This is a genomic window from Natronospira proteinivora, assembly GCF_024170465.1.
Classification (GTDB): domain Bacteria; phylum Pseudomonadota; class Gammaproteobacteria; order Natronospirales; family Natronospiraceae; genus Natronospira; species Natronospira proteinivora.
In genome coordinates this window covers 90,827-116,467 of sequence record NZ_JALJYF010000002.1, presented here as the reverse complement: position 1 = coordinate 116,467, position 25,641 = coordinate 90,827, and the positions used below count along the sequence as shown (strand labels likewise).

22 protein-coding genes are annotated in these 25,641 nt (G+C 59.7%); 8 read left to right on the top strand and 14 right to left on the bottom strand.

What is annotated here, in order from left to right; translation table 11 throughout:
- Positions 1–31 precede the first annotated feature (31 nt).
- From J2T60_RS07840 to J2T60_RS07820, 5 genes are all read right to left on the bottom strand, one after another.
- Positions 32–676, bottom strand: coding sequence for a class I SAM-dependent methyltransferase (locus tag J2T60_RS07840; protein WP_253448001.1), 645 nt, complete (start codon positions 674–676; stop codon positions 32–34).
- Positions 677–696: 20 nt separating this feature from the next.
- Positions 697–1,890, bottom strand: a complete 1,194-nt coding sequence (locus tag J2T60_RS07835) for an HmuY family protein (protein WP_253447998.1) — start codon at positions 1,888–1,890, stop codon at positions 697–699.
- Positions 1,891–1,919: 29 nt separating this feature from the next.
- Positions 1,920–3,941, bottom strand: coding sequence for a TonB-dependent receptor plug domain-containing protein (locus J2T60_RS07830; protein ID WP_253447995.1), 2,022 nt, complete (start codon positions 3,939–3,941; stop codon positions 1,920–1,922).
- 232 nt (positions 3,942–4,173) lie between these two features.
- A complete protein-coding gene (locus J2T60_RS07825; RefSeq protein WP_253447993.1) occupies positions 4,174–5,706 on the bottom strand; it encodes a tetratricopeptide repeat protein in 1,533 nt (510 codons plus the stop codon).
- A 111-nt stretch (positions 5,707–5,817) separates the two neighbouring features.
- Positions 5,818–6,702 (bottom strand): AraC family transcriptional regulator, encoded by an 885-nt coding sequence (locus J2T60_RS07820; protein WP_253447991.1) that lies wholly within the window; start codon positions 6,700–6,702, stop codon positions 5,818–5,820.
- 170 nt (positions 6,703–6,872) lie between these two features.
- Here J2T60_RS07820 and J2T60_RS07815 point away from each other — a divergent pair, with 170 nt between their 5' ends.
- The gene (locus tag J2T60_RS07815) at positions 6,873–7,235 is read left to right on the top strand and encodes a DUF2200 domain-containing protein (protein ID WP_253447988.1); all 363 of its coding nucleotides are present in this window, start codon (positions 6,873–6,875) and stop codon (positions 7,233–7,235) included.
- Between the two features lie 66 nt (positions 7,236–7,301).
- On the opposite strand, the gene J2T60_RS07810 is transcribed toward J2T60_RS07815, so the two are convergent.
- Together J2T60_RS07810 and J2T60_RS07805 are read right to left on the bottom strand one after the other, a co-directional pair.
- Entirely contained in the window at positions 7,302–7,685 is a 384-nt protein-coding gene (locus J2T60_RS07810) for a YciI family protein (RefSeq protein ID WP_253447985.1), read from the bottom strand.
- Positions 7,686–7,823: 138 nt separating this feature from the next.
- A complete protein-coding gene (locus J2T60_RS07805; RefSeq protein WP_253447982.1) occupies positions 7,824–8,735 on the bottom strand; it encodes a LysR family transcriptional regulator in 912 nt (303 codons plus the stop codon).
- 100 nt (positions 8,736–8,835) lie between these two features.
- On the opposite strand from J2T60_RS07805, the gene J2T60_RS07800 reads away from it, so the two are divergent.
- Positions 8,836–10,764 carry a TonB-dependent receptor domain-containing protein gene (locus tag J2T60_RS07800; RefSeq protein ID WP_253447980.1) on the top strand — a complete coding sequence of 643 codons (1,929 nt, stop codon included), beginning with the start codon at positions 8,836–8,838 and terminating at the stop codon, positions 10,762–10,764.
- A gap of 31 nt (positions 10,765–10,795) precedes the next feature.
- On the opposite strand, the gene pdxR is transcribed toward J2T60_RS07800, so the two are convergent.
- Positions 10,796–12,256 (bottom strand): MocR-like pyridoxine biosynthesis transcription factor PdxR, encoded by a 1,461-nt coding sequence (gene pdxR / locus J2T60_RS07795; protein WP_253447977.1) that lies wholly within the window; start codon positions 12,254–12,256, stop codon positions 10,796–10,798.
- A 104-nt stretch (positions 12,257–12,360) separates the two neighbouring features.
- Here pdxR and J2T60_RS07790 point away from each other — a divergent pair, with 104 nt between their 5' ends.
- The 6 genes from J2T60_RS07790 (at position 12,361) to J2T60_RS07765 (ending at position 18,873) form a co-directional block, all read left to right on the top strand.
- A complete protein-coding gene (locus tag J2T60_RS07790) occupies positions 12,361–13,047 on the top strand; it encodes a pyridoxamine 5'-phosphate oxidase family protein (RefSeq protein WP_253447974.1) in 687 nt (228 codons plus the stop codon).
- A gap of 173 nt (positions 13,048–13,220) precedes the next feature.
- Positions 13,221–13,634, top strand: coding sequence for an SRPBCC family protein (locus J2T60_RS07785; protein ID WP_253447970.1), 414 nt, complete (start codon positions 13,221–13,223; stop codon positions 13,632–13,634).
- A 284-nt stretch (positions 13,635–13,918) separates the two neighbouring features.
- Complete coding sequence (locus J2T60_RS07780) at positions 13,919–14,212, top strand: cupin domain-containing protein (protein ID WP_445376055.1); 294 nt, start codon at positions 13,919–13,921, stop codon at positions 14,210–14,212.
- Entirely contained in the window at positions 14,205–15,080 is an 876-nt protein-coding gene (locus J2T60_RS07775) for a CPBP family intramembrane glutamic endopeptidase (protein WP_253447965.1), read from the top strand. Before J2T60_RS07780 ends, J2T60_RS07775 begins: the two co-directional genes overlap by 8 nt.
- A 203-nt stretch (positions 15,081–15,283) precedes the next feature.
- On the top strand, positions 15,284–18,526 hold the full coding sequence (locus tag J2T60_RS07770) for a S41 family peptidase (protein WP_253447962.1): 3,243 nt from the start codon (positions 15,284–15,286) through the stop codon (positions 18,524–18,526).
- Positions 18,526–18,873: a hypothetical protein gene (locus J2T60_RS07765; RefSeq protein WP_253447959.1), complete on the top strand. Its 348-nt coding sequence runs from the start codon at positions 18,526–18,528 to the stop codon at positions 18,871–18,873. Before J2T60_RS07770 ends, J2T60_RS07765 begins: the two co-directional genes overlap by 1 nt.
- Positions 18,874–18,915: 42 nt before the next feature.
- On the opposite strand, the gene J2T60_RS07760 is transcribed toward J2T60_RS07765, so the two are convergent.
- From J2T60_RS07760 to J2T60_RS07740, 6 genes are all read right to left on the bottom strand, one after another.
- Positions 18,916–19,974, bottom strand: coding sequence for a patatin-like phospholipase family protein (locus J2T60_RS07760; RefSeq protein ID WP_253447955.1), 1,059 nt, complete (start codon positions 19,972–19,974; stop codon positions 18,916–18,918).
- Positions 19,971–20,336, bottom strand: coding sequence for a P-II family nitrogen regulator (locus J2T60_RS07755; RefSeq protein WP_253447952.1), 366 nt, complete (start codon positions 20,334–20,336; stop codon positions 19,971–19,973). The genes J2T60_RS07760 and J2T60_RS07755 overlap by 4 nt, the downstream gene beginning before the upstream one ends.
- On the bottom strand, positions 20,302–21,135 hold the full coding sequence (locus J2T60_RS13470) for a DUF1538 domain-containing protein (protein ID WP_445376053.1): 834 nt from the start codon (positions 21,133–21,135) through the stop codon (positions 20,302–20,304). The genes J2T60_RS07755 and J2T60_RS13470 overlap by 35 nt, the downstream gene beginning before the upstream one ends.
- The gene (locus tag J2T60_RS13465) at positions 21,135–21,869 is read right to left on the bottom strand and encodes a DUF1538 family protein (RefSeq protein ID WP_445376052.1); all 735 of its coding nucleotides are present in this window, start codon (positions 21,867–21,869) and stop codon (positions 21,135–21,137) included. The genes J2T60_RS13470 and J2T60_RS13465 overlap by 1 nt, the downstream gene beginning before the upstream one ends.
- Positions 21,870–21,935: 66 nt before the next feature.
- On the bottom strand, positions 21,936–22,829 hold the full coding sequence (locus J2T60_RS07745; RefSeq protein WP_253447950.1) for a phosphoribosylaminoimidazolesuccinocarboxamide synthase: 894 nt from the start codon (positions 22,827–22,829) through the stop codon (positions 21,936–21,938).
- A gap of 159 nt (positions 22,830–22,988) precedes the next feature.
- Positions 22,989–25,574, bottom strand: a complete 2,586-nt coding sequence (locus J2T60_RS07740) for a fused MFS/spermidine synthase (protein ID WP_253447947.1) — start codon at positions 25,572–25,574, stop codon at positions 22,989–22,991.
- Between the last annotated feature and the right edge of the window lie 67 nt (positions 25,575–25,641).

Genomic DNA, 25,641 nt, shown 5'->3' with positions numbered 1-25,641 from the left:
GCCGGGCGCCCTCCAATTGATCTGACAATGATCAGACTCGGGCCAGCAGGATATGGCTATGTTTTTCCACCATTTGGCCATTATTGCTCAGCCCGGTTTCCCAATGATCATCCACACGCTGGATCTGCAAGCCCCGCCGGGTCAGCTGATCACAAACGGCCTGCAGGTCGGGCAGATTAAAACCATGGGCGGTAAAGGCAAGGGATTCCATGAAGGCCCGTTCACCGAAGGCCAGGCAGAGCCGGGCACCCGGTGCCATGACACGGCGAATTTCGTCCAGTGCCTGATTCAGAGGGTCCCAGAAATAAAGACAATGAACGCTCAGGATGCTGTCGAACTGGCCATCGGCCAGGGGCAGTTGCTGTACGCTGGCGTGGAGAAAGCGCGCCCGATGATGCATTAACAAGTGGCGATTGAGTCGTGCGGCTTCGGCCACCATGGTGGGTGACCAGTCGACCCCGGTGTAATCCACCCCCGGGGCCGAGCCAGTAATGAAATCGGCAAAGGCCCCATTGCCCTGGCCGATTTCCAGTACCCGTTCCCCGGCTTGTGGCGACAGGGCCCGAATGCAACGTCGATTGATGGCCTGATTGGCTTCATTCATGGCCTGGGCCACCCCGACGGCATTCCTGCCGCCGGGACAGCGCAATTGCGAGGCCAATGCCTTGTTATCCATGCTCATTGGTCCTGCCTGCTTTACTCATCTTCCCCGGGTGCTTCCCGATAACGCAGGCTTACATGGCCGGACTCGCCAGCGTCGTCGTAGTAGTCGGTGACTTGCAGGGCATAGCGGGGGGCATCGTCCTGGTTTTCATCGCTGTCGATGAGATAGACGCGGTAGTTGGGCCAGAGTTGGTGACGGCCTTCCAGGTTGTAGGCGTACCAGCTGTGTTCAGCGAAGACCCCGCCGGTGGTGTCAGCACTGTAGTGATGGGCAATGCTTTGTCCACCCGGGGTATAGGTGGCTTCCTGGTATTCATCCAGATCGTCACGATCCATGGGACCGAACAGGCCACCCTGGCCGGGTCCGCTGGGGCCGCTGTTGCTGCGCAGAAAGACGTCGCGTCCTTCAAAGCCCAGTTGAACGTCCCAATCGTCGCTGCTGCAGTCGCTGCTTCCACCGTTGTCGGCAAAGTGGAAGCAGACCACGCCCCCGCTGGCGGGGATGATGCCATCGTCTTCCCGCAGGCTGAAGGTTTGTTCAAAGCCGGAAGCCCCGGCCGGCTGGACCCGGAGGTCGAATTCGATGGCTTCAACCCCTTCCCCGGCCCGGGTGCGGAAGAGGAAATCCTCCACCACCAGGGCGGCGTAGCTTTCGCCATCATGGCCACGTACCAGCCAGCCGAGGTTGCTGTTGGCCTCCATGTTGCCGCTGGCCGGGTCGTAGAGATACCAGTCGTCATCGAAGGCGTTGGTAATATGCTCCCGGTACCAGTCCTGGTCATCGGGTTCGTCAAACTCGGCCAGCAGGGTGTCCAGTTCATCGTCGGCCTGTCGGTTCAAGAAGATGTTGGGATCGGGATTGCCCTCATCGTCGTAATAGTCTTCCTGGGCCTGGATCAGAGCACCCACCACATCCGCCTCGCCGGAGGCACCGCCGTTGAGCTTGAGGTCGGTGCGGCGGGCCGCGATATGCCAGTCTTGTTCGGCGCTTACCACCTCACCATTGTCCAGATTCAGGTGGGTCCATTGATCCGAGTCAGTGGCATCAAGGGTGATGGCCTGGTATTCGGTATCGTTGTCGCCGTTATCACTGCCGTTGCCGGGTGAATCGCTGTCGCTGCTGCTAAAGCAGCCGGCCAGCGATCCACTCAAGGCCAGGGTCAGGCACAGGGCCAGACGGTTCCCCGGTTTGTTCATCAGTGACTGTTGGCTTTTGGTCTGTCGCATGGTCTTGTCTCCGTTGCTGTGGTGCTTGCTTAGAAATCACGCCAGTCCAGGCGCAGCCCCAAAAAGATATGCCGCCCCCCATCGGGGCGGATATCGCTGGGGTCCTGGAAGTCGCGGGTGTCGTCGAGCAGGTTGTCCACGCCCATCAAGAGCGTCAGTGGGGTGGCCAGGGCCTCGGTGGTCCACTGGGCCCGCAGGCGCAGGCGGGTCCAGGCCGGTGAGCTGTCTTCATTGGCGCTGTCGATGAAGACACGGGACTGGTAGCGCGCGCTCAGCGAGGTTTGGAAGGCGCCATGGTGATAGCTCACTTCGGAGGTGGCATGGTGGCGGGGCCGCTGCACCAAGCGATTACCGGTTTCCCCGTCCTCGGCGTCCAGCCAGGTGTAGCCGAAGGCCAGCTGCCAGCGCTCCCATGGCGACCAGCGCAGGCTGCTCTCCACGCCCCGAGTCGAGGCCTGGCCCACGTTCTGGTAATCAAACACCTGCAGTCCTTCTTCGGCGGAGCGCGCCGGATTGAATTCGGTGGCGATCAGATTGCGGATGCGGTTGTGGTAGAGGTTGATGTCCAGCTGGGGCGCCCGGGGGGCATCGGGCAGCCATTCCAGACCGAGCTGCACACTGGTGGAACGTTCCGGCGACAGCTCGGGATTGCCCATGACCATGTAGCCCCGGTCGCTCTGGTCGAAGGCGAAGTAGCGTTCCTTGAGGTTGGGTACCCGGTAGCCCCGGCCCACCCCGGTTCGCAGGTTGAGCAGGCCGCGATCCCCCGGGCGGGCCCAGAGGACGTTGAAGCTGGGACTGGTGAATCCGCCGAAATCACTGTCGTTCTGAAGCCGCACGCCGGGCAATAGCTCCAGGTTTTCACTCAGAAACAGGCTGCTTTGGGCAAACAGCTCCTGATTGTCGTGGCGGGTGCCGGGGGGGATTTCATCGGTGCCGTCGATTTGCTGCGAAAGCCGTTGCTGGCGGACCAGACCACCTACGGTCCACTCCTGCTGATCTCCCACCCAACGGTTCCATTGCCCTTCCACCCGGCCGGACTCAATGCGTGACTCCCGGCGGCTGATCAGCGTGCCGTCCGGGCGGCGTTCATCCACCTGGTTCTCGAAATCGGACCAATGACTGCGCAGCCCCCATCCGCCTTCAATGCCTCGGTTCTGGATACCCGTCTGCAGACTGGGCTGATCCACCGTCTCGTAGCGAATCCGCTGGCCTTCCCGTCCACCGGGCAGGTTGACCGCGAGACGTTGGCGCTTGTCTTCATGGAAATGGGCCGGTCGGGCGGTAAGGGTGGTGCCGGTGTTGAGATCCCAATCGAAGCGGCCTGAAAGGTTGCGATGCTCCAGTTGGTGGCGGTCCTGGGCGTAGCTTGATGGATCCATGGAAAAGCCGTCGTCCCGGCGCCAGTCGCCGGTGAGCTCCCCGGACAGGCGCTGCCCGCCGAGCGTGACATTGCCTTGAAGCTGGCCGCTATGAGGGGCATCATCTTCGCCCACGCTGCCTCGACTGCCGGCGCGGGCTTCGAGTCGCGCCCGGTTATGGGTGGGGTGGCGGGTGATCACATTGATGACCCCGCCCATGGCTTCCGAGCCATACAGGGCCGATTGCGCCCCCCGGATTACTTCGATCCTTTCAATATCCGCCACCGCGATCTGGGTGACGTCCACCGTGCTGCCGGTGGAGGCGGCAGCCGGGAATCCATCCACCAGCACCAGCACCCGGTCCCCATCCAGGCCCTGAATGGAGACCGCCTCGCCTTGTTTGCCGTGAATCTCGGTAAGACGCACCCCGGGCAGCAGCCGCAGGGCATCGGCCAGGTCCCGGCTCATCTGGCGATCCAGGGTCTCGCGGTCGACGATGTCCGTGCGGATGGGCACTTCGCGCATGATGCGCGGCGTGCGGGTGCTGGTGACGGTGATTTCATCCAGCTTGAAAGGGGTCAGTGCGGCGTCGTCTTTGGTTTCCGCCCCGCTGCTAAGGGGCATGGCCAGGCCGACAAGCAAAGGGGTGACGCAGACCAGCGTCCTTGGATTGAGAGGGTATTTCGCCATGGTTCAGCCAGCATGTTCGGTGTGGAGTGGGGCGGCGATCGCCGCGTGCTCACACCCTGGCTGGCCGCACGGGAAGGGTCCCGGGTTGGCTTGGGCGAATGAGTGGGAATGATAATCATTCCTATTTGTAAGTCAAGTCTTGATGGGGAAATGGGGCTTATAAGCAGGGTGTCGATGTGAAACGAGAGGGTGCATCACCCGGCGCGTGTTGCCGGGTGATGCACCGAGCGTCTTAGCGGCGGGCAAATGCCTCTTGTGCTTCTTCCATTCCGGCCCGGGTATTGCGCCGCCCGGGCCAGATGTCTTCGGAGGCCTGGTAGGCATTCAGGGCCTGCCGGGGCCGATCCATTGCCAACAGCAGGTCCCCCAGGGCTTCGTTGGGCGGGTAGAGGGCCCCCGGGGTGACCGGGTCCTTCTCCACGGTGGCTTCCAGTTCGGCGGCCGCTTCCATCAGATCTACTGCGGTTTCGGCCTGGCCTTGTTCATGTTCCAGCCAAGCGGCCAGAATCTTTCGGTCCACCTCGATGTAGGTGGCAAAGCGTTCCTCGCCGGCGGCTTCAGCTTCATCGCGCAGGGTTGCGAGTTGGGATTCGGCTTCGGCGGCCACTTCAAGCTCGCCGCTGTGAACGCCACCCAGGCCCCGGGCGTACCAGCTCAGGCCCTCGGACCAGTAGCTGTCATCCCAGGGGAGGTAATCCGGTTCCCGGGGTGTGATGGCCTTGGCCGCTTCCCAGTCTCTCTGTTCCACGGCTATACGGGCCGGGATGGCCGCGGCATGAAAGGCGGAGACGAAACCGGGCTGGTGGCGTTCCACTTCCCGAGCCTCTTCTTTGACGGCTTGGGCCTTGTCCACCTCGCCTTGCTGCATATAGCCGTAGACCAGGTAGTCCAGGGCATGAATGTAATGAAAGGAAATGCCCCCGTTGACTGAATGTTCCCGGGCGGCATCCGCTGAGCGGCGGTTCCATTCGATGACCTCGTCCCACTCGCCCAGGCGGACATAGATATGCGAAGGCATATGCAGGGCATGAGGCACGCTGGGGGCGATGTCGGAATAGGCCTCCATCATCTCCAGGGCATTCTCGGCCCGCCCATCCACATCGGTGGCATGGATGGCGTAATGGATGGCACCGGGATGGTGTTTCTCCTCGGCCCAGATATCAGCCAGGATAGCCTCGGCTTCATCATGCAGGCGATGGCGTTCCTCGCTCTCCTCGCCCATGGCCAGGGCCAGGCGTGACAGGCTGTACAGGGCGGCCACATCCAGGTCCTGGGAATGCTCGGCATAGGCGGCCTCCATGCCTTCGGCCCAGGCCCTGATGCGCTCCCCATAGCTCTTCTCTTCGGGTGAGAAGAAGGCGGCGACCGCTTCGATCAACGCCGCTTCCCGCTCACTGCCCGGTCCGGCCTCCCGGGCCCGATCGATGGCCTCGCGGCCCGCGGACAGGGCCGCCTCATCCGGGCGCTCCGGCCACAATGGCTGAAACCAGGTCGCCGCTTCCCCCCAGTGGGCCATGGCACAGTCCGGATCGTCTTCGGCCAAGTCCCTGAAGGTACTGCGGGCCTGCTGATACATCATGTGGTGTTTCAGGGCCAGGCCCTGATCAAAAGTCTCGGCCGAGTCTTCCCGGCAAGCGGGCTGGAAATGTACCTCACCGAGCGCCTCAGCATCTTCCACTTGCCGTTCTCCCGCCTGTAGCGGCAGCGCCAACGCCGTGCCGCTCATGATGAGTATAATCAACAATTCCTTAATCATCTTTGGCATGACAACCTCCTTCCCTTGATGGACAACTCCGGGAGTCTAGGCCCGGTGTGGCCATTGGCGCTTGTTCAATCTTGCGCTGGCTGAATCGGTTTTGCGGTGCGGGTCGGCGGTTTAGTGTCGGTGTTGGCGACGGTATTCGCTGGGTGAGCAGCGCAGGTGGCGTCGGAAGTGGCGGGCCAGATGCTGGGAGGAGTAGCCGACGGCATTGGCGATCTCGGTCACGGATTGTTGGCTCTGACTTAACAGCTCCCGCGCCATTTCCAGGCGTAGGTGAGTCAGGCAACGGTGGGGCGGCAGGCCATGGCTTTCTCGAAAAGTGCGGGCGAAATGCCAGGGCGACAGATTCACCACCCCCGCCAGTTCCCGAAGCGAGAGCGGTCGATCCAGATGGGCCCGCATGTAATCCATAACCTGCTTGGACTGCCAAGCCGTCAAGCCGCCGTGGTTAGGAACAGGTGTTGTTTGACGGGCCGCGAGCCTTTCCAGCCGGGCCAGGAGGCTGGCGATGGTGGTTTCAAGAAACAGCCGGGAAGTGTCATCACCTTGCCCCAGTTCCTGCCAGATGGCCTCAAGGGCCTGGGCGATGAAGGCATCCCGGTTTTGCTGCCGATGGAGGCGGCCGAAATCAAGGGGATCATCATGATTCCGGCCCAGCAGGGTCCGGGCCAGACTCAGGGGCATACCGAGAAAGCGCAGCCGATGCCATTCGTCAATCTGGCACCAAGTGGGCGAGTTCGGTCGCACCAGGACAAAATCCAGGGGGATGCCCTGGCCCGAGAAGGGCCCGGCCCCCAAATCACAGCGGTAATGAAAGGAATGGTGCAGGGCCACGCTGATCACCAGCTGCGGCAAAGGCGGGGCAGGCACATGGCCGGGTGGCCCGGCGCTCTCCACCATATTCAGCGCCAGTGGCGTAGCCTGGCGCTGGGCTTCCAGCACCTCAATGCTGGCCCGCCCCGGCGCCAGGGCACAGATACCTTCAACCGCGCCACCCATCGGGCCCCCCGCCGCGTTTCAAGCGGCAATGCCAATCGCTGCTACCAGAGGATAAGGGAAGGTTAGGCCATGTTTCCATGTTTATCCAGCCAGTATTAAGCTTCAAGTTGGACCAGAATCCGTCTACGATCACCAAGACGGTCCCTATGCGCTTCGCAGGAGGAATGACGATGTCCAGACATCCCATATTCGATATGGCCTTTGCCAAGGTCTATCCCATGTATGTGCAAAAGGCAGAGAAAAAAGGACGCACCCAGCAAGAAGTGGATCAGGTCATCTGCTGGCTGACCGGCTACGACCAGTCGGGTCTGCAGAAGCAGATTGGGGCGGAAAACAGTTTCGACACCTTTTTTTCCCAGGCCCCGGCCTTGAACCCCAATGCCTCGCTGATCAAGGGTGTGGTTTGCGGGGTCCGAGTGGAAGAGGTTGAAGATCCCCTGATGCAAAAGATCCGCTATCTGGACAAGCTGGTGGATGAGCTCGCCAAGGGCAAGGCCATGGAGAAGATTCTACGCGGCACCATCACCAAATGATGTCTCTCATCCGCTTGGGTGGTGCCCCGCTGTACACAGCTAAGGGGCACCGGGTAGAAACCATGGCTAGGAAGAGCCTTGATACGACTCGAATAACTCGCATGCTCGGACCTCCACTGCGAATCCGATATGTTCGCCGTAGTTTGCTGCTGCATGTTTGGCAGCCACTTGGCGAGCTTCTTCGTCGCTAGCAGCTTCTACAAGAAAGAAAGCGCCCGCTTGATCCTTTCCTTCCAAATAGGGCCCATTGAATTGTTGCGGCTTCCCATCTTTCGGAATGAAGTGTGTCCATGTATTCGGTAGCGATAGTGATCCCTGCAGAACGAGTTTGCCAGTGTCGCGAAGGGCGACATCGTGCGGCTGGCACGCGGCCCCGATTTCCGATTGCTGGGATGGTTCCAGTGTGTTCAAGGCTTCTTGGTCGTAGTAGCACAGGCATAAATATTTCATGACGCCTCCTTGATCTGGATTGAAGCACTGCCAAGTAGTCGAACTATGAGCTAGGTATTCGACAGGCTCTCTCACTTTTCGAGTGCCTGACCGTGATTTTGGCATTTGTGTCGCCTCCCAGGGTCGCATGGTGTCTCTTTATCCGGCGCGTCCCCAGGCTTTCGCTCGCGTTTTGGCGACGGCTGAAACGGTTCGAAAGAAGGCATTGATGGCTGGCGATTCGCCGCCAGATGCGGTTTGGGCAAGGCCAACCTCTCTTTCGCAGCGAGGGGTCAGAGGGCGAACGATGACACCTTCTGGAAGTGGGTCAGGCAAAGACAGGGCTGGCTTGATTGAGATGCCGCTTCCGCGGGCGACCATCTCGATGATGGTCTGAACCTCTCGGATACGGTATTGCACGTCCAGACACCCTTTGGCTACCAATGCCTCAATCTCGGGTTCGCATCCCCCCGTCGACATAATGAAAGCGTGTTCTGAAAGGCGATTGGTGTGAACCTTTTCCTGCTGAGCCAATTCACTATCAGCAGGCAGGATCACCAATAGTTCGTCCCGCGCGATATGGACATAGTTTGCATGATTGGTCGGCAGGGTCACAAAACCGGCATCGATATGGTTGTCATGCAGCCATTGGTCTACCTCTTGATCACTGCCTTCCATTATCTGGATCTCCAACTCCGGGTGACGATGAGTGAAGAGGTCCAGCACTGGCGGGAGGAGGTGGCGAGAAGAGGTTGGCCCGAAGGAGCCAACACGTACCAGCCCTTGCCGAAGATCCCGTGCTGATTTAGCTTGTTGAAAAATCAAGGTCTTTTGCCGCAGGCTCTCCCGTGCATTCGAGACGATACTTTCGCCAAGCTTTGTCAATCTCACTCCCTGGTTATCCCTTTCCAACAGACGAACTCCCAAGGAATCTTCAAGCGCCGTAACGGCATGGCTTATTGCGGACTGGCTCAATGCCAGAACGCTTGCCGCGCGTGTGAAGCTGCCTTCATCCGCCACCGCGACCAGGGCCTGTAGCTGGGTATCGGAAACCATTTTTTTCATTCCCATGTATGAATCCCTCCTCATTGGTGCATGAACAGCTATCTTCATAGCCTGATCGGGCCGCCTCGCCTGGCGAGAAATTAATATAGCAATAAGGGCTCGTGTCATGCGTCAGATATTCGCTGTTCTATTTGTTGTTCACCTCGTTTCCTTTTCTGATTCGGTGCAGGCAGGTCAGTCGGACCCTGCTGAAGAAAACCCCGTGACAACTGCCGGGGACGCCTTTGGGACTAGCATTGGCGGTGAAAGCATCGGCCTCTATCAGGCTGGCAATGTACGAGGATTCAGTCCCGTGGATGCGGGCAATGTACGTGTTGGCGGCCTCTATTTCGATCAGCTTTCTGCCTTTACTGGGCGACTGGTCAGTGGAACGACCATTCGCGTGGGGCCGACGACGCTTGCTGATCCCTTTTCTGCACCGACTGGTATCGCCGACGTGAGGATCCGGACCCCGGAACAACAGCCTGATTTTCGCATAGCGCCCCAGGTCAACAGCAATGGAGGGCGGCAGATTGAGCTGGATGCCCAACTTCCCCTTGAGGATGACAGGCTGAATGTCGGTCTTGGTATAGGCCAGTATGAACACCGTTATTCCGAAGGGGGAGATTCCTCTGTGACATCGATCGCGGTCATTCCCCATTGGCAACCTGCGGAAGGGGTGGAAGTGATGCCTTTCTGGAGTTATACCGATACCCGGGATATGGATGTCAGCCTGACAATCCACGTGGATGACGACCATCTTCCGCCGGAAATTTCCCGGCATCGTTATGCCAGTCAACGCTGGGCAACGACCGACAGAACCCGCGCCAATTACGGCGTGCTGGCGGGCGCTTCTGTAGGTCGCTGGACATTGCGAAGCGGCCTGTTTCGTTCCATTGAAAAGCCACTGAGAAGCTTCTCCGTTCAGTTCCGGGAGACTGACTCCGAAGGTCGCGCTGAAAGGACGGTAATCGCCAACCCGTCTCAGCGCTTCGGCTCTACATCCGGGGAGATTCGCTTGTCGCGCGGATTTGAAGCGGCTGATGCCAATCACCAACTGCATCTGTCACTTCGTGGCCGCGAACAATCTCGTCGGTACGGCGGATCCGATCAAGTCAATCTGGGCCCAGGGCAGATCGGCAGTGAGGCGCCCGTTCCGGAGCCTCAGCTCCAATTTGGTGATCAGACGCTTGATGAGGTTCAACAGTGGACTGCCGGTGTGGCGTACCAGGGGCACTGGCCCGGGGTGGCGGAAGTCAGTGTTGGCCTACAACGGGCTGATTATCGCAAACAGGTGGTACCACCGGAAGGTGCATTGCCGTCATCGATAGAAACGCCTTGGCTCTATAATGCCAGCGGCATCCTGGAAATCGATTCTTCTCTGGCGCTGTATGCCAACTATTCCCGGGGCTTGGAAGAGAGCCCGGTTGCACCGGAGGTCGCAGCCAATCGGGACGAGGCGCCACCGGCCCTGCGTACCGAACAAACCGACTTTGGCTTACATTGGCAGACGGAGAGGGGGCTGCAGTTGATTGCCGGTGTGTTTCAGATTGACAAGCCCTATTTCGCCATGGATGCCGAGGATATCTTCAGGCAACTTGGCAAGCAGCGACATGAAGGGGTAGAGCTGTCACTTTCCGGCGAGCCGTTGCCAGGGTTGACTCTGGTCACAGGGGCGACCCTCATGGACCCCGTAGTAACCACAGATACCTTTGAAGCGGAGACCATCGGCGAACGTCCTGTGGGGACTGCGCGCCACCAGGTCATCGCCGACTTGAACTACCGTTTGCGTTCCTTACCGGCTCTTTCATTGGATGTTTCCGCTGAGTACTCAGGACGGCGTATGGCTAACCTGGAGAATACCCTGAAGGTCTCTGGCACGACGGTCGTCAATCTAGGGGCACGTTACCGTTTCCGGTGGAATGACAAGAGCGGCTTTCTGCGTTTGCGACTAAGCAATGCATTTGACGATTTTTCCTGGGAGGTCAGGGGGGATAGCGCGTTCGCCTATAACTCCCCGCGTCAAGTTACGTTGAGAGCGACCATGGATTTCTGAGTGAAAAGGCATGGGTGGCCGGTCAATAGGATCAGTGCAAAACCGACCAAAGTTTTTTCAAGCGCTTTATGCCTTCACGAATCTGCTCCGGTTCCAGGGTGGCATAGCCTAGTAACAGTTCCAGACTGGTGGGGTGGCTGTGCAGATAGTAGGGGCTGGTGGCGTAGATGCCGATGCCGTGTTTTGCGGCGGTCTGGATCAGTGCAGTGCTCTGTTCGGGAGGATGGTCCGGCCAGCGGGCCACCAGGTGCATACCGGCCCGGGCGCCAAGGATTTCCACTGCCTGCCCAAAGTGCTCCCGTAGTGCGGCCACCAGGGCTTCGCGGCGTTCAGAAAGCTGACGGGCGTTGCGTTCCAGGTGACGGCGAAAGGCACCGCTGCGGAACAGCTCGGCCAGCGCCCGCTGTTCCAGGGCAGGGCTGCCGCGATCATTGAGCCATTTCAGTTGCCGCATGGGTTCTACCCAAGTGCTGGGCAGGACCAGGTAGCCCAGGCGCAGGCCGGGAAACAAGACCTTGGAGAAAGTGCCGATGTAGATCACCCGGCGGCTACGGTCGAGACTGTACAGTGACTGGAGAGTCCCGCCTTCATGGCGGTAGTCGCTGTCGTAGTCATCCTCGATGATCCAGGCATCCTGTCGAGACGCCCATTGCAGTAATGCCAAGCGTCTGGATACCGGCAGGACGCCGCCCAGAGGGAACTGGTGCGAGGGTGTCACACAGGCCAGCTTAATCGGTGCTTCGTAGTGGCCGGGGTCATCGGGCAGGGTCGCGGTACGCAAGCCATCGCCATCCACCGGTAGGCCCAACAGGCGGGCGCCGATGGCGCTGAAGGCGTGACGCGTTCCCTGATATTGCGGTTCTTCCAGTACCACTCCGTCACCCGGGTTCAGAATACAGCGGCCGATCAGGTCCAAGGCTTGCTGGGTGCCACTCACCACCATGATCCGAGCTGGATCGGCCAACAGGCCTCGATGTTCGCGCAGGTGTGCGGCCAGGCTTTCCCGCAGATCCGGTTCGCCCATGGGATCCGGGTAGCCGATGCGCGGGGAGATTGCCGCCTGTCGCAGGGAACGACGCCAGTCTGACAGCATTTCCCGGCTCACTGCCGGCCGGCCATACTGGAAATCCCAGTCCAGTATCGGGGTGTTCCGACCGACAGGTCTGCCTGGGCGGTTATCGGCTGCGTAGCGAGCCAGGCTGGACAAGCGAGGTATTGGTGCATCGTGCCCGGTGAATCGCGCCTCCAACAGTCCTTCCAGGGCTGCCGCTACCCGGGTGCCGGCACCGCGACGCGAATCCAGATAGCCTTCGGCGTCGAGCTGCTCGTACGCTTGTATCACCGTGATTCTTGCCACACCCAGCTTCCTAGCCAGCGGTCGGGTGGCAGGCAGCCGGCTGCCCGGCGGCAGTTGCCCGGCAAGGATGGCGTCCCGTACTTGGCGATAGATTTGGCGATAGATCGGGCCTTCACCATCAAGCCGAATAAACATGTTTGGACCTATCAGAATCAACAGATTGGATCTATGGATGAAACCGCTTTGTGGCTAGTCTAGCGGCTTAACTGCTCTGATGACACAACATTTAAGGAGGTCCCATGACGGAAGGGCATATCGTGCAAAGGAAACGTAACCGAGGAAAATACGATTTCGAGGCGGTCCGGGGCGTCCTCGATGATGGGATCGTTTGCCATGTGGGATTCGTGCAGGACAAAGCACCGGTGGTCATTCCCATGTTGTATGCCCGTGAGGGGCGGGACTTGTTGCTGCACGGATCGGTTGCCTCAAGACTGTTGCGTGAGCTGTCCACGGGCATCTCGGTCTGCGTCACCGTGACGCACTTGGATGGACTGGTACTGGCGGCCTCGGTCTTTGATCATTCGGCCAACTATCGTTCCGCCGTCATTTTTGGCCAGGCAAGGACCATTGAGGATCCGGCAGAGAAGGCCCGGGCCTTCGATCACCTGGTTGACTTCATGATACCGGGCCGCTCCCAGGAAGCCCGGCCCGCCAACCGCAAGGAAGCGGCGGCCACCACGGTGCTTAGGCTTCCCATTGAAACTTTTTCGGTCAAGCAACGTTCGGGTCCGGCTGGGAGTCCCGAACCCGGCGATCCGAAGGATGTCTGGACCGGTGTGATTCCGATCTCGACCCAGTGTGGTCCGGTCAGAGCAGAGCAGAATCCGGGGAAAATACCTTACTACATTTCCAGTTATCGCCTGAATGCCAGTCGGCTGAAGGAAGGAGGGCAGTACAAGGCGTCGCGTGATGGAATGGAGAGTTGACCTCGGTGCCAGTTCCGACTGGTTTTAAATGCCCAAAAATTCCTGTCGAATGGCAGCTCTTTCATTCGACGAACGGGGAAACGGAGGAGTGATAGGCACCATCTTTGTCTATTCCTCAGCGGCATTGGTGGATTTTGTTTTTAATGGTTTTACGCTTCACGCAAGGAGTAATTATGGAAATATCGATCGAAACTACCGTCAATGCGCCGATCGAACGAGTTTGGCAGGCATGGACGACGCCGGAGGAGATCAAGTGTTGGAATTTTGCATCAGATGATTGGTGCTGTCCTGACGCTACCCTGGACCTGAAGGTCGGTGGGAAATTCAACTACCGAATGGAATCTAAGGATGGATCAATGGGATTCGATTTTGAAGGCGAATTCACTGCTATCGATAGCCCTTATCGCATTGAATTCACGCTTGGTGATGAGAGGGTTGTTAAGGTCTCCTTCCATGAGATTGGAGACAATGTTCAAGTGGTAGAGACATTCGAGGCAGAAGATGAGATGTCGGCAGAGCAACAACGAGATGGTTGGCAAAGCATTCTGCTGAATTTCAAGAAGCATGTTGAGGGTGACAGTGCTTGATAATGTGACGCCAGCTTGTTGTTCCGGTTATTGCCATAATCCAAGCGTGCTTGTCGATTTGGGTTTAGGGCTTTTGATGGCTTGGTATTTTCGAGTGCGCCAAAAGAGTATTTCCAGGCCTTGCCCTTCGATTCCAGAGTTCCCCAGGGAGAGGTGGTCTACCATGGCGCGTTCTCAGAATAGAGCGAAACGTTGTTGGTAGACGGGGTTATTTGCTATTGCCCATATTGAATTCACACGGAGGGTATATGACAAAACGACTCACTCGGTCGAATGCTCTGGGAATGATTTCAGACAACAAGGACATGCCATTTGCTGAGGTTTTTCGGCACGGAACCCTTCAGGTTGAGATCTATAAGCCAGATGGTGTGGATTATCAGAAGCCTCACGCAAGGGATGAGGTCTATGTGATAATTTCCGGTTCGGGCCAATTTATCAATGGTGCCGACAAGCAGCCATTCGAGGCGGGTGAAGTGCTGTTTGTTCCCGCGGGCGCCGAGCATCGATTTGAAAATTTCACTGATGACTTTGCTACATGGGTCTTCTTCTTTGGTCCGGAAGGCGGCATAGTTGATTGATATTATGATCGCAAATAATCATACAGACTCTCTATACGAGAAAAGCAAGTTGGCCTCTCTGGTATTTGCTGTCGGGGTCACAGCGGTTTTTTCAGTCATATTCTTTTGCGTCTTGGTCGCTACAGACTTTATGGATGCACCAATGCTCGTCCGCGCTGTGAGTTTCGCGCTGTCAGGTCTGGCGTTGGTAGCGGTGGTCTTGCTTTGGAAACCCGATTACCTTTCCGATTCCCGGGTAGGGTGGAAGGGGCGACCAGTCATTGCGTTTCTTGTCGGTGCAGGCTCATGTGGCGTTTTGGCCGTATTGGGGCTCAGTTTTGGTGTCTTGATTGGCGATTACCAATTAATCTTGAGCCCTTTGACGGCAGCTGGCCTGTCCGCTCTGCTGGTTCATATGATCATAGTGCTGATCGCTGAAGCGATACCCGAGGAGTTCGTCTTTCGAAAGCTGGTGCTGAATTCGCTCGCAGTGGGTTTCAGACTTTGGGCTTCAGTTATTATCCAGGCATTTCTGTTCATGGGGATGGCTTTTTCACTTATCGGGCTACAGAGCATCTTTGGTATAACACCTGAATGGTCAATTAACTGGGACCGGGTCGTGCTTTTCCTCAGTTTCGGCATTGTGCTTGCCCTTGCGCGAATTGTCGCAGGCTCTGTTTGGGCCTCTATCGGTTTTCATATGGTGTTCCAGGGCCTGGTTCAGCTTTTTGTCGGGGGGAGGTTCCCGGGTGCTACTGCTGAGCCTGTCACAGCCGGAGAATATGTGGCGATCAATATCTGGCTTTTCAGCGTTCTAATCGGCGGTATTATATTTACAGCATTCCTTTTCTTTCGATCGCGCCTGAAAGATAAATCTAAGCCTTGTTAGGGCATTGACACGGCCAGGACTTTTGTCTGGCGGCTGCATAATTAACTTTGTAGGCCGAAAAAACAGCCCTGGGCCCTTTCTCGGTCCGAGCTGCTCATCATTTGTCTCACCGGAAGTCGAGTGAATTTTCCTCTTGTTTTCGGTATAAATGACATTCTATTGGAATGACGCCCCAATTGTCCTAGCCTGTTCAGGAGTGAAGAATGCTCTTTCGCGCCCTTTTGCTGACCACTTTGTCCCTCGTGACCGCGCCAGTCCTGGCCGGGACGCTTGGCTACTATCAATCACCCACTTTGCACGAGGACACCCTGGTTTTTGCTGCGGAAGGTGATCTGTGGTCCGTCTCCGTAGATGGTGGAACCGCCAGCCGCCTCACCAGTCACGCTTCAGAGGCCAGCGCGCCACATTTTTCGCCGGATGGAGAGTGGATAGCGTTTACTGGCCGATATGAGAGCAATGCCGATGTCTATGTCATGCCGGCCAGTGGCGGGGAGCCGCAACGGATTACTTGGGAAGGGGGACATGTCCAGGTGGAGGGCTGGACGCCGGAAGGGAAGGTTCTTTTCGCCAGTAACAATCGGGTGGGGCCCAGTTGGTACTGGCTGTTGAACCAGGTTGACCCTGAGAGCCTCGAGATCAGCGAGCTGCCCTTGGCAGATGCCCGTGAAGGCGCTTTCCTGAAAGACTCCCAACTGGTGTTTACCCGATTTGGTCTGGCAGTGACGGCGGACAATGCCCGCGAATACCGAGGTGGCGCCATGGCCCAGCTCTGGGCATTCAATCTTGAAGGCGACGAAGAGGCCCACCGTATCGGACTGGATCACGATGCTAACCTGAATCATCCCATGAGCGATGGTGAGAATCTCTTTGTGCTGAGTGATGTCAGTGGCCTCTACAACCTGGGCCGACTGGATCCGGAGTCCGGTGAATTCACGGCGCTGACTGAACATGAGAATTTTGAGGTGCGTCGCCCCAGTATGGGAGATGAGGGACGCATTGTTTATCAACACGGCGCTGACATTCGACTGCTGGACACGGTCAGTGGCGAGGACCTGAAAGTTGATATTCGCTTGTCCACGGATCGCGCCCATGCCCGGGAACGCTGGCTGGACAGCCCCATGGATTACCTGGACTCGATCCATTTCGCCCCCGAGGGGGATCGGGTGGCGCTGACGGCCCGGGGCAGGCTGGCCATTGTCGGTACCGGCGAGTTGCGCCGTATTGAAATCGAACTGCCTGAGGCCAGCCGTGCCCGGGAAGCGGTGCTGGGCCCGGACGGCCAGTGGGTCTATGCCTTTGTGGATGCCAGTGATGAAGTGGAACTCTGGCGTTTTCCGGCCGATGGCCGTGGTGACGGTGAGCAGCTCACCGACGATGCCCAGACCCAGCGTACCGGTCTGAGCATTTCCCCGGATGGTCGTTACGTGGCGCACCAGGACATGGACGGACGACTGTTCCTCTATGACACCCGCCGGGGCCGTAATCAACAGATTGATGATTCTGAAGGACAGGGCTATCGGGACCTGGTCTGGTCACCGGACGGTAGTGGCCTGGCACTGGTACGGCCGGACAGTGAACAGCAGCGGGTGCAGGTCCTGCTTTATGAGACCCGCCGGGGCGGGCTGCATACCCTCACCAGTGATCGCTATGAAAGTTATGCACCAGCCTTCAGCCCCGATGGTCGCTGGCTGTACTTCCTCTCCAACCGTCACTTCCGAGCCACGCCGGGTTCTCCCTGGGGGGATCGCAACATGGGCCCCATGTTCGATCGCCGGGCCCAGCTCTTTGCCATCAGCCTGCAGGAGGGCAACGTCTTTCCTCTGCAGCCGCGCAATGAGCTGATCGAGGAGCGTCCCGATCATGGCGAGACCGATGATATTCCGGGCATCGATTGGGATGGCCTGGCCGAGCGCCTGTTCCAGGTACCGGTGGACCCCGGTAACTATGACAACCTGGTGGTGGGGGCCGACCGACTCTTTCTAATTGACCGGCCCACCGAGGGTAGTCCGCTGGTTCATACCATTGATTTCGGCAAGGACCGCCCGCGCCTGGAGACCTTTGGCGAGAATCTGGATCTTTTGCAGGTCTCGGCGGAACGGGACCGACTGATGGTGCGTCGCAATGGCGAGCTCTTTATCGTGCCGGCCGGTGGTGAGATGCCGGGTGATCTGGAAGAGGCCCGGGTGCGTATCGGCAACTGGCGTCTGCCCGTTCAACCGGCCGTGGAATGGCGGCAGATGTTCGCCGATGCCTGGCGCATGCAGCGAGATTTTCTCTTTGATCCCGAGATGCGGGGCGTCGATTGGGAAGCGGTGCGGGAGAAATACGAGCCCTTCGTGGACCGCATTGCCGATCGCCGCGAGCTGGACGATCTAATGGGCCAGATGGTGGCCGAGCTGGGCGTGCTGCATTCCCAGGTACGGGGCGGTGATTACCGGGATGATCCGGAGTCCGCCCGTCCGGCCTTCCTGGGGGCGGATTTTGAGCCCGTGGAAGAGGGTGCCCGGATCAGCCGTATCTACCAGACCGATCCTGAACTGCCCAGCCAGGGCTCTCCCCTGGCCCGGCCCGGTGTGAATTTACGTGAAGGCGATGTGGTCACCCATGTGAATGGCCGTGCCGTGACGGAGGTGGATCATATCCATCAGCTGCTGGCCTGGCAGGCGGGGGAGCAGACTCGCCTGGATTATCGTCGTGGCCGCGAGACCGGCTCGGTGATCGTCAAGCCGGTCCATGGCTGGGAGAACGATGCCCTGCGTTACCGGGACTGGGTGACAAGCCGTCGTAATGCGGTGGAGGAAATGTCTGACGGCCGTATCGGTTATCTGCATCTGCGCGCCATGGGCCCCAACGACATTGCCGATTTTGCCCGGGAGTTCTACGCCAATATCGACCGCGACGGGCTCATTATCGATGTGCGCCGCAACCGGGGCGGCAATATCGATTCCTGGATCATTGAAAAGCTGCTGGGCCGGGCCTGGTCCTTCTGGCAGCCGCCGGGTCAGGCCCCGTTCTGGAACATGCAGAACGCCTTCCGTGGGCACTTGGCGGTCTTGATCGATCCGCTCACCTACTCCGATGGCGAGACCTTCTCCGCCGGGGTGAAATCCCTCGGTCTCGGGCCGCTTATCGGCCAGCAAACCGCCGGGGCCGGTGTCTGGTTAAGTGACCAGAACCGCCTGGTGGACCGGGGTCTGATGCGCGCTGCCTCCCTGCCGGTGTTCGATCCGGATGGCCGCTGGATCGTGGAGGGCCGCGGCATTGCCCCCGACATCGAAGTGGAGAACAAGCCTCACGCCACTTGGCGGGGAGAGGATGCCCAGCTGCAAAGGGCGGTTGAGGAACTGCTCCAGACCCTGGAAGAACAACCCGTGACGCAACCCGAAGCCGAATCCATCCCGCCCCTGGGTACTCCGGGGCGGGGTGTGGAACGGAGGTTTGAATAATGAGTATGTTCGGCGAACGCTTGCAAAGCCTGGTGGACAAGGCCACCGCCGCCAACGAGGCCTTCAATGCCAAGCATTCGGACGCCTTCACGGTGGTGGGTGCCAGCAATGAAAGTCTGCGTCGCCTGGGAGATGACGTGGATGCGGTGAGCATTGATGATCGGCGTTCCAATCAACGCTTGATGTTCATCCTCAAGGACTCCATGCCGGACAGTGTAGGCATCGGCATCGGTACCCCCGGCGGTGAGGATCTTGAGTTCATTGGCGAAGCCCGTCTGGACAGCCTGGACGAGATGGGCATCATCTCCCTCATGGAACGCCACTTTGACAAATCCAAGTCCCACTAAATGAGAGGGCCCATGGACGGCGCCATGTCCCCGTGCAGCCGTTCAGAGGGGCTTGACCTGTTCCGCCACCTGGCCGGATTCGGCCAGCGCCAGGAAGGCTTCCCCCATTTGCCGGGAAGCATCGACCACTTGCTCCCAATAGGCTATGCGTTCCGCGTCATGGAAGCGGTAAAAGTCCTTGCGGTCGGGGATCTTTCCGTGGGGCAGGCTGGCCACGAGTTCCCGTGAAGGGGCGATGATCAATGTGTTGTCCAGGCCAGGCAGTTGGTTGTGGCGCTCGCATCTGGATTTATCAAACCAGCCGGGGATGGCGGCGGGATAGAAATGGGGAAAGACGCGAATGCCGTCGCCCACCGCATCCGGCAGGGCCGGGTGGTAGTCCGTGATCCCGCCGTCCAGATAGGTGCCGGCCTTGGCGCCGGGGATATCGTGCATGACTTCCATGATGCCGGGAATGGCACCGCTGGCCAGCAGGGCGGGACGCAGGTTCTCGGCCGTGAGTTCAAAGCGTTCCGTGGGCAGATCATCGGGGGCGGCCAGGGTGGCGGCCGCCGCTTGGGTCTCGAACAGGCTGCGGCGGACCCAGCGCCCCAGGCGCCGTCGATCCCGTCGGTTGGCCAGTGCCGCGCCCAGCAATCTTGAATACAGTCCGGGTCCGGACAGCCGCTTCTCCGGCTTCATTCGGCAGGTGATGATGCGCAAGGGACGGCGGGGATTGGTCACCGCCTCCCGGGCCCCGTTATCCCCCAGGGCCAGGTCCAGCAGGCGTCGGCATTCGGCGGAGATGACCGCCGGCCCGGGCCGCCGGGGATAGCGTTGCTCATACACATAGCTGTGCAGGAAACGATCCAGTGCCATCTGGGGATCGGCCTGGGCCTGAATGGCCATGCGCCAGGCGCCGATGGAAGAACCCGTCAGAGTGATGGGTTGCTGGGCATCGGCCAGCCACTGGCCGAAGAAATAGCGGTCGAATTCGGAGAGAATCAGCCACTTGGGACCGCCCGATGCGGCGGTTACCGACTTTACTTGCTCCGGCCTCAGTCCATGCTCACGAACACGGGCAAGGGCTTTGGACCCTGCTCGCAGTTCAAGTGCCGTCATTGCGCATCATCCCTTTGCTGTGTGTGCTGTTGGGCCATCATGGCTTCCAATTGGCCGTCCAGGCCCGTGGCATGTTCCACGGCCAGTTGGATGGCCATGCCGGTCCCGGACTGGGTATCGAACTGACCGGCCCGATTAACGGCTTTCATGACCTTCTCGGCCAGTCCCTCTTCCACCAGAAACAGCAGCACATCGCATTGGGCGGTCAGTTCCAGGCCGAAGAAGGTCTTGCGAGGATGTCGTCCTTCGCCACGTGCATTATTAATAACGGTGCTGCCGGTGGCACCGGCTTCACGGGCGGCGTTCAAAACCTGGTCGGTATGGTTGTCATTCACCAGTGCGATGATTAGTTTCAGTTTCATCGTGACTGTCTCCCTTCGCATGTGAGCGTCCCCGCCAATGGGCAATCTGGGCAAAAGCGAGAACGGAGATAACCGGGAAGATCACGGCAAAGGCAATCATGCCAAAGCCATCGATCAAGGGGCTACGGCCTGGCAGGCTGCTGGCAAGCCCCAGGCCCAGGGCGGCCACGATGGGCACCGTGACCGTGGAAGTGGAAACCCCGCCAGAATCATAGGCCAGCGGAATCATGTGGCGTGGTGCAAACAGGGTCTGAATGATGACAATGCAGTAGGCGCCAAGAATGAAATAGTGCAGGGAGCCGCCCGTGACGATGCGGAATGAGCCAATGGCAATGCCCACACCTACCCCGACGGCAATTGCGATTCTCAGTCGATTCGCGTGGATGGCGCCACCGGAAAGTTGATGGGCCTTCATGGCGACCGCAATGACGGCAGGCTCCACCATGACCGCCGCCGCCCCTATGCTGAAGGCGAAGAGGTAGACGGCGTAGTAATCACTCCAATGGGCAATAACGTCGGTGGGTGCATCGCTCCCCTGAATAAACTCAGGTGCCGTCAGTTGTTCCGCCATGGAGCGGCCCAAGGGGAACAGGGCCTGTTCCAGACCCATGAGAAAGAAGACCAGGCCGGCAATTACGTACAGCCCGCCCTTGATCATTCGCCAGGGGTTGGGGATGCGGCGGCGCAGCACCAGGAATTGAAACACCAGGATAACGGCCAGAATGGGGGCCACATCCTTGAGTGTGCTCCACAGGGTGAGCTGAAAGGCCTGTGTGAAATCCGCCAGGGTGGTATCCATCAGCTAAGCACCCCATAGATCATCACGAAGATCATCGGCGTCAGGGAAGCAAAGGCGATCAGGCCGAAGCCGTCGATGGCCGGATTTCGTCCCCGAATGGCCATGGAGAGTCCCACCCCCAGAGCAGTGACCAGGGGCACGGTGATGGTGGATGTAGTGACACCCCCCGCGTCATAGGCAATGCCGACGATTTCCTCCGGGGCGAAACCGGTCATGGCCATGACCAGGCCGTAACCACCGATGATCAGATAATGCAGTGGCCAACCCAGCAGAATGCGCAGCACCCCAAGCAGGATGGCACATCCCACTGCCAGCCCCACCGTGATGCGCAATCCAAGCGCCCAGGCATCCTGGGCGGCTTGATCCGAAGCGATGCGGCCTTCTGCGGCGGCGACCGTGGCGGCCTCGCCGGCGATGGCAATCAATGCGGGCTCCGCAATCGTGGTTGCGAAACCCAGGGAGAAACCAAACACCAGCAGCCAAAATGCGCTGCCTTTGCTGGCAAAGGCTTTGGCCATGGATTCGCCGATGGGAAAGAGGCCGGTTTCCAGGCCATGCACGAAGAGAGTCAGTCCAATGATGACGAACAACATGCCCTGGAGGAGGGCCAGCAAATCGGGCAGGGGGCTACCGATGACAATCAGCTGAAAAAAGGCCACCACCGCGACAATGGGCAGCAAATCGCGGGTGCTGCTCAGCAAACTGCCCAGAATGCCCTTGCCGGCATTATTCAAGATCGTCTCCCCGGGCGGATCAAGATGTCGGTTGCTGCGCCCCTCAGCCGTGGGAAAGGGGGATGATTATTCTGTTAATAATCTCTGGGCTTCGCGGTACTTTTCCGCGGTCTTGCGGATAATATCCGCCGGCAGTTTGGGGCCCGGGTCTGTCTTGTCCCAGTCCAGGGTTTCCAGGTAATCCCGTACGAACTGCTTGTCGAAGCTGGGCGGGCTCATGCCCGGGGCATATTCACTGGCGGGCCAGAAACGGGACGAGTCCGGTGTCAGAGCCTCATCGATCAGGTGCAGTCGGTTATTTTCGTCCAGGCCGAATTCGAATTTGGTATCGGCGATAATCAGGCCCCGGGATTCGGCATGTTTGACCGCATAGGTGTAAAGGGCGATGCTGACTTCCTTCACTTCTTGGGCCAGTTTTTCACCCAGCAGACGCTCGACTTCATCAAAGCCGATGTTTTCATCATGGTCGCCCACGGCCGCCTTGGTGGAAGGGGTGAACAGGGGCTGGGGCAGGATATCGGCCTGTTTGAGGCCCTGGGGCAGGCTGATGCCGCAGACGCTGCCGCTTTGCTGATAGTCCTTCCAGCCTGAACCGATCAAATAGCCCCGGACAATGGCCTCAATGGGCAGCGGTTTAAGGCGCTTGACCACCATGGCCCGGCTGGCTACCCGGGCCCGTTCGACCTCGTCGGGAAGGGCCTGTTCCAGGGTCATATCGGCAATATGATTGGGCACGATGCCGGTGGTGCGGGCAAACCAGAAGTTGGAGATGGCGGTCAGCACCTCGCCCTTGCCCGGAATGGGGTCGGGCAGGACCACGTCAAAGGCCGACAGGCGATCCGAGGCCACCACCAGCAGGTGGTGCTCATCCACGGCATACAGGTCCCGGACCTTGCCGCTGTGGATCTTCTCGAGACTCTTGATGTCGGCGGAATACAGCGCATTGTCCCCGCTGCTCATGGCCCTTCCTCGCTGATTGAATGAATGCCTTGGCAAGGGGCGTATCTTGGGGGAGCCGCCGGATTCTGTCCAGTCGAGCCCCGCGCGAATGTGCTCTCGCAAAGGGGCTGAGGCGCAGCGCAATGTCTTGATGTCTTTGGGCATCCAGTCTGAAACTAACTAACGCCCAGCCTCCCAACCGGTGGGTGCGTTATCGTCACTGGCCGGGTCGGGAGCGAAATCGAAGGGGGTGCGTTCCAGGAAGTCTTCCAGGAAAACCTGGGCGGCCTGTTCATGGCCCTCGCTCAGCAACACCATGTAGCGGTAATAGCTGAGTCCGGCGGTGACATAACCCCGCTGGGCCTCGTTTAAGCCGTTCAGGTAGGGGTCTTGCGCCGGTGGCAGGGCATTGGCGAGGGCCTCGTAGAAACGGGCCAGTTCCATGCCCACGAACCATTCATCCTCGCCTCGCTGGGTCCGGGGAGCGCCGTACTCAATGATCGGCCGGTTGTCGGTATTGACGGGGCCGTCCTCCATCAATCCGCTTTCCCCGATATTGCCGATATAAAAGCGCAACAGCGCGGCCAGGGTGGCGTCCGGGTCGGTGCCGGGGGCAGCCATGGCCTGGGTATTGGCCTGGACTGCCTCCAAGGGCAAGGTGGTCTCTTCGCCATAGGCAATGAGTGCCACGATGGGCCCCTTGGGGTACATATCGCCCCGCCAGAGCACGACTTGCGGGAAAACCGAGTTGATCGTGCGGGCAATGGTTTCGAACTCTTCCCGTGACAGTTGATAAAGGGGTAGCCACTGAGCGAAGACCCCGTTCTCGGCCAGTCGCGACTTGACGATCTCATAGTGCTCGACGGTGTAGAGATTGCCGGTGCCGGCCCGCCAGGGGGTGAACAGGTCGCTGATGATCACATCGTGTTGCCGGCGGCTGCCGGCCAGGCAGTTTCGACCGTCCTCGGCCCGGATCCGTACCCGCTCGTCGTCAAACAGGCCCCGGGCCGGTTCATTGAAGTGGCGCTCTGCCAGTTGAATCACTTCCGGCAGCAGTTCGCAAATGGTGATCACTTCCACCGGGAAATCTCCCGCCGCCCCGGCGGTAATCCCGGTGCCCAGACCAAGGAAGAAGACCGATTCGGGGTCGGGATGCACCAGCAGGGGGATGCGGGCCTGGTTTCGCTCTGAGTCCAGGGCCCCGGTGCCGCCCAGGCGGTAGAAATTATTCACCCGGATCAGTCGGTGGCCGTCCCGCTCCGTGGCGGCCGCCGTGGCATGGGCCCCTTCCACCAGCTCAATGACCCGCTCGCCGGGGGCCAGCTGCAGGCGGTTGAGCTGGCCGGTATCCAGTACCAGCAAGGGCACCATGAGGCTGGCACAGGCAACCGCCCAGGCCAGGCGATGACGTAGCGGATGCAGGCCAATGGTGACCACCGCCAAAACCAGGTATCCGCCGGCCATCAAAAGAATGCTCGGCCATAGCCCGATCAGGCTCAGCAGGCCGAAGCCGGCTACCAGGGAACCCAGGATGGCGCCCACGGTATTGGCCGCCACCAGGCGCCCGATGGCCTTGCCCGGCACCACGTCATCCCGCTCCAGGGCCCGCAGCAGGAAGGGGAAAAGCGCACCCAGCAGGATGGCGGGGATGAGCATCACCGCCCCGGCATGGGCAAACACGCTGATGATGTAGCGAACAAAGCCCCCGTCCTGACCCATATAGGCCAGTCCGCCGGTAACGGCGTGGAAGCTGAACGGCGTGGTGGCCAGTGCTACCCCCGACAGTGCCAGCAGCCCGGCGGTGACCGCCACCGGGTTCAGGCGCCGGGCCGCCAAGCGGTTGGCGACAGACGCCCCGATCGCCAGGGCCCCCAAAAACAGGATCAACACCACCGCATAGGTATAGACGGAGTTCTGCAGTACCTGGGCGAACATCCGCGTCCACAGCACTTCCACCGCCAGGGTGAGAAAGCCGGAAAGGAAGGCCAGCCACCACACCAGCCCCCGCCGGAAACCGCTTTTTATTGGCGCCAATGCGGCGCTTGCGGAGGGGGCGGTCTTGCTACTGTCAGTCGGGGCCTGGGTGGAGGCAGGCGCCGGCAGCTGTCCCAAGCTGAGCACCAGGGCAATGGCCGCCACCCCCACCAGTAGGTCCAGGCCGATGGCCAGCAGATAGGCCCCCACAAAGCCCAGCGCCAGGGGCAGGACAAAGGCCGCGGCAAAGGCCCCGCTGGCCCCGCCCAGAGTGTTGAGGGCATAGAGGAGCGAACCGGTCCGGCCCAGGTCCTGGGGTTGGCGGATCAGGTGCTGGCCCATCATGGGCAGGGTCCCGCCCATCAAAAAGGCGGGCGGAAACAGCACGGTAAAGGCCAGCATGCCCTTAAATAAGGTGTTGAGCCCCAGGTGATCCCCGGCAATGGCGTAAATGGCCGGGTAGAGGGCGTGGTAGGCATCCACCAGCACGAAATGCAAAAGCGCGGTGGCCGCCACCCCCAGCTCCAGCAGCCCGAAGACCAAAAGCGGGCGCTCAAAGCGTGACGCCAGCCGCCCCCAGAACCAGCCCCCGGCGGCGATGCCGGCAAAGAACACGGCAATGGTGGTGGCCGCCGCCTGGGCGGTGGCCCCAAACAGCAGCCCCAGCTCCCGCAGCCACAACACCTGATACACCAGGGCGGCAAAACCTGAAACAAAAAGCAGTATGAGGGCAGCTGCAACCAGCAGTCTTGCCTGGTGAATGTCGGCCTTGGCGGGGGAATCAACAGTCATGAGTTGTGGGGCTGGGCTGAGAAAAAGGCGTTACATCATAACAGAACCATATGCGGTGGGCTCCAGA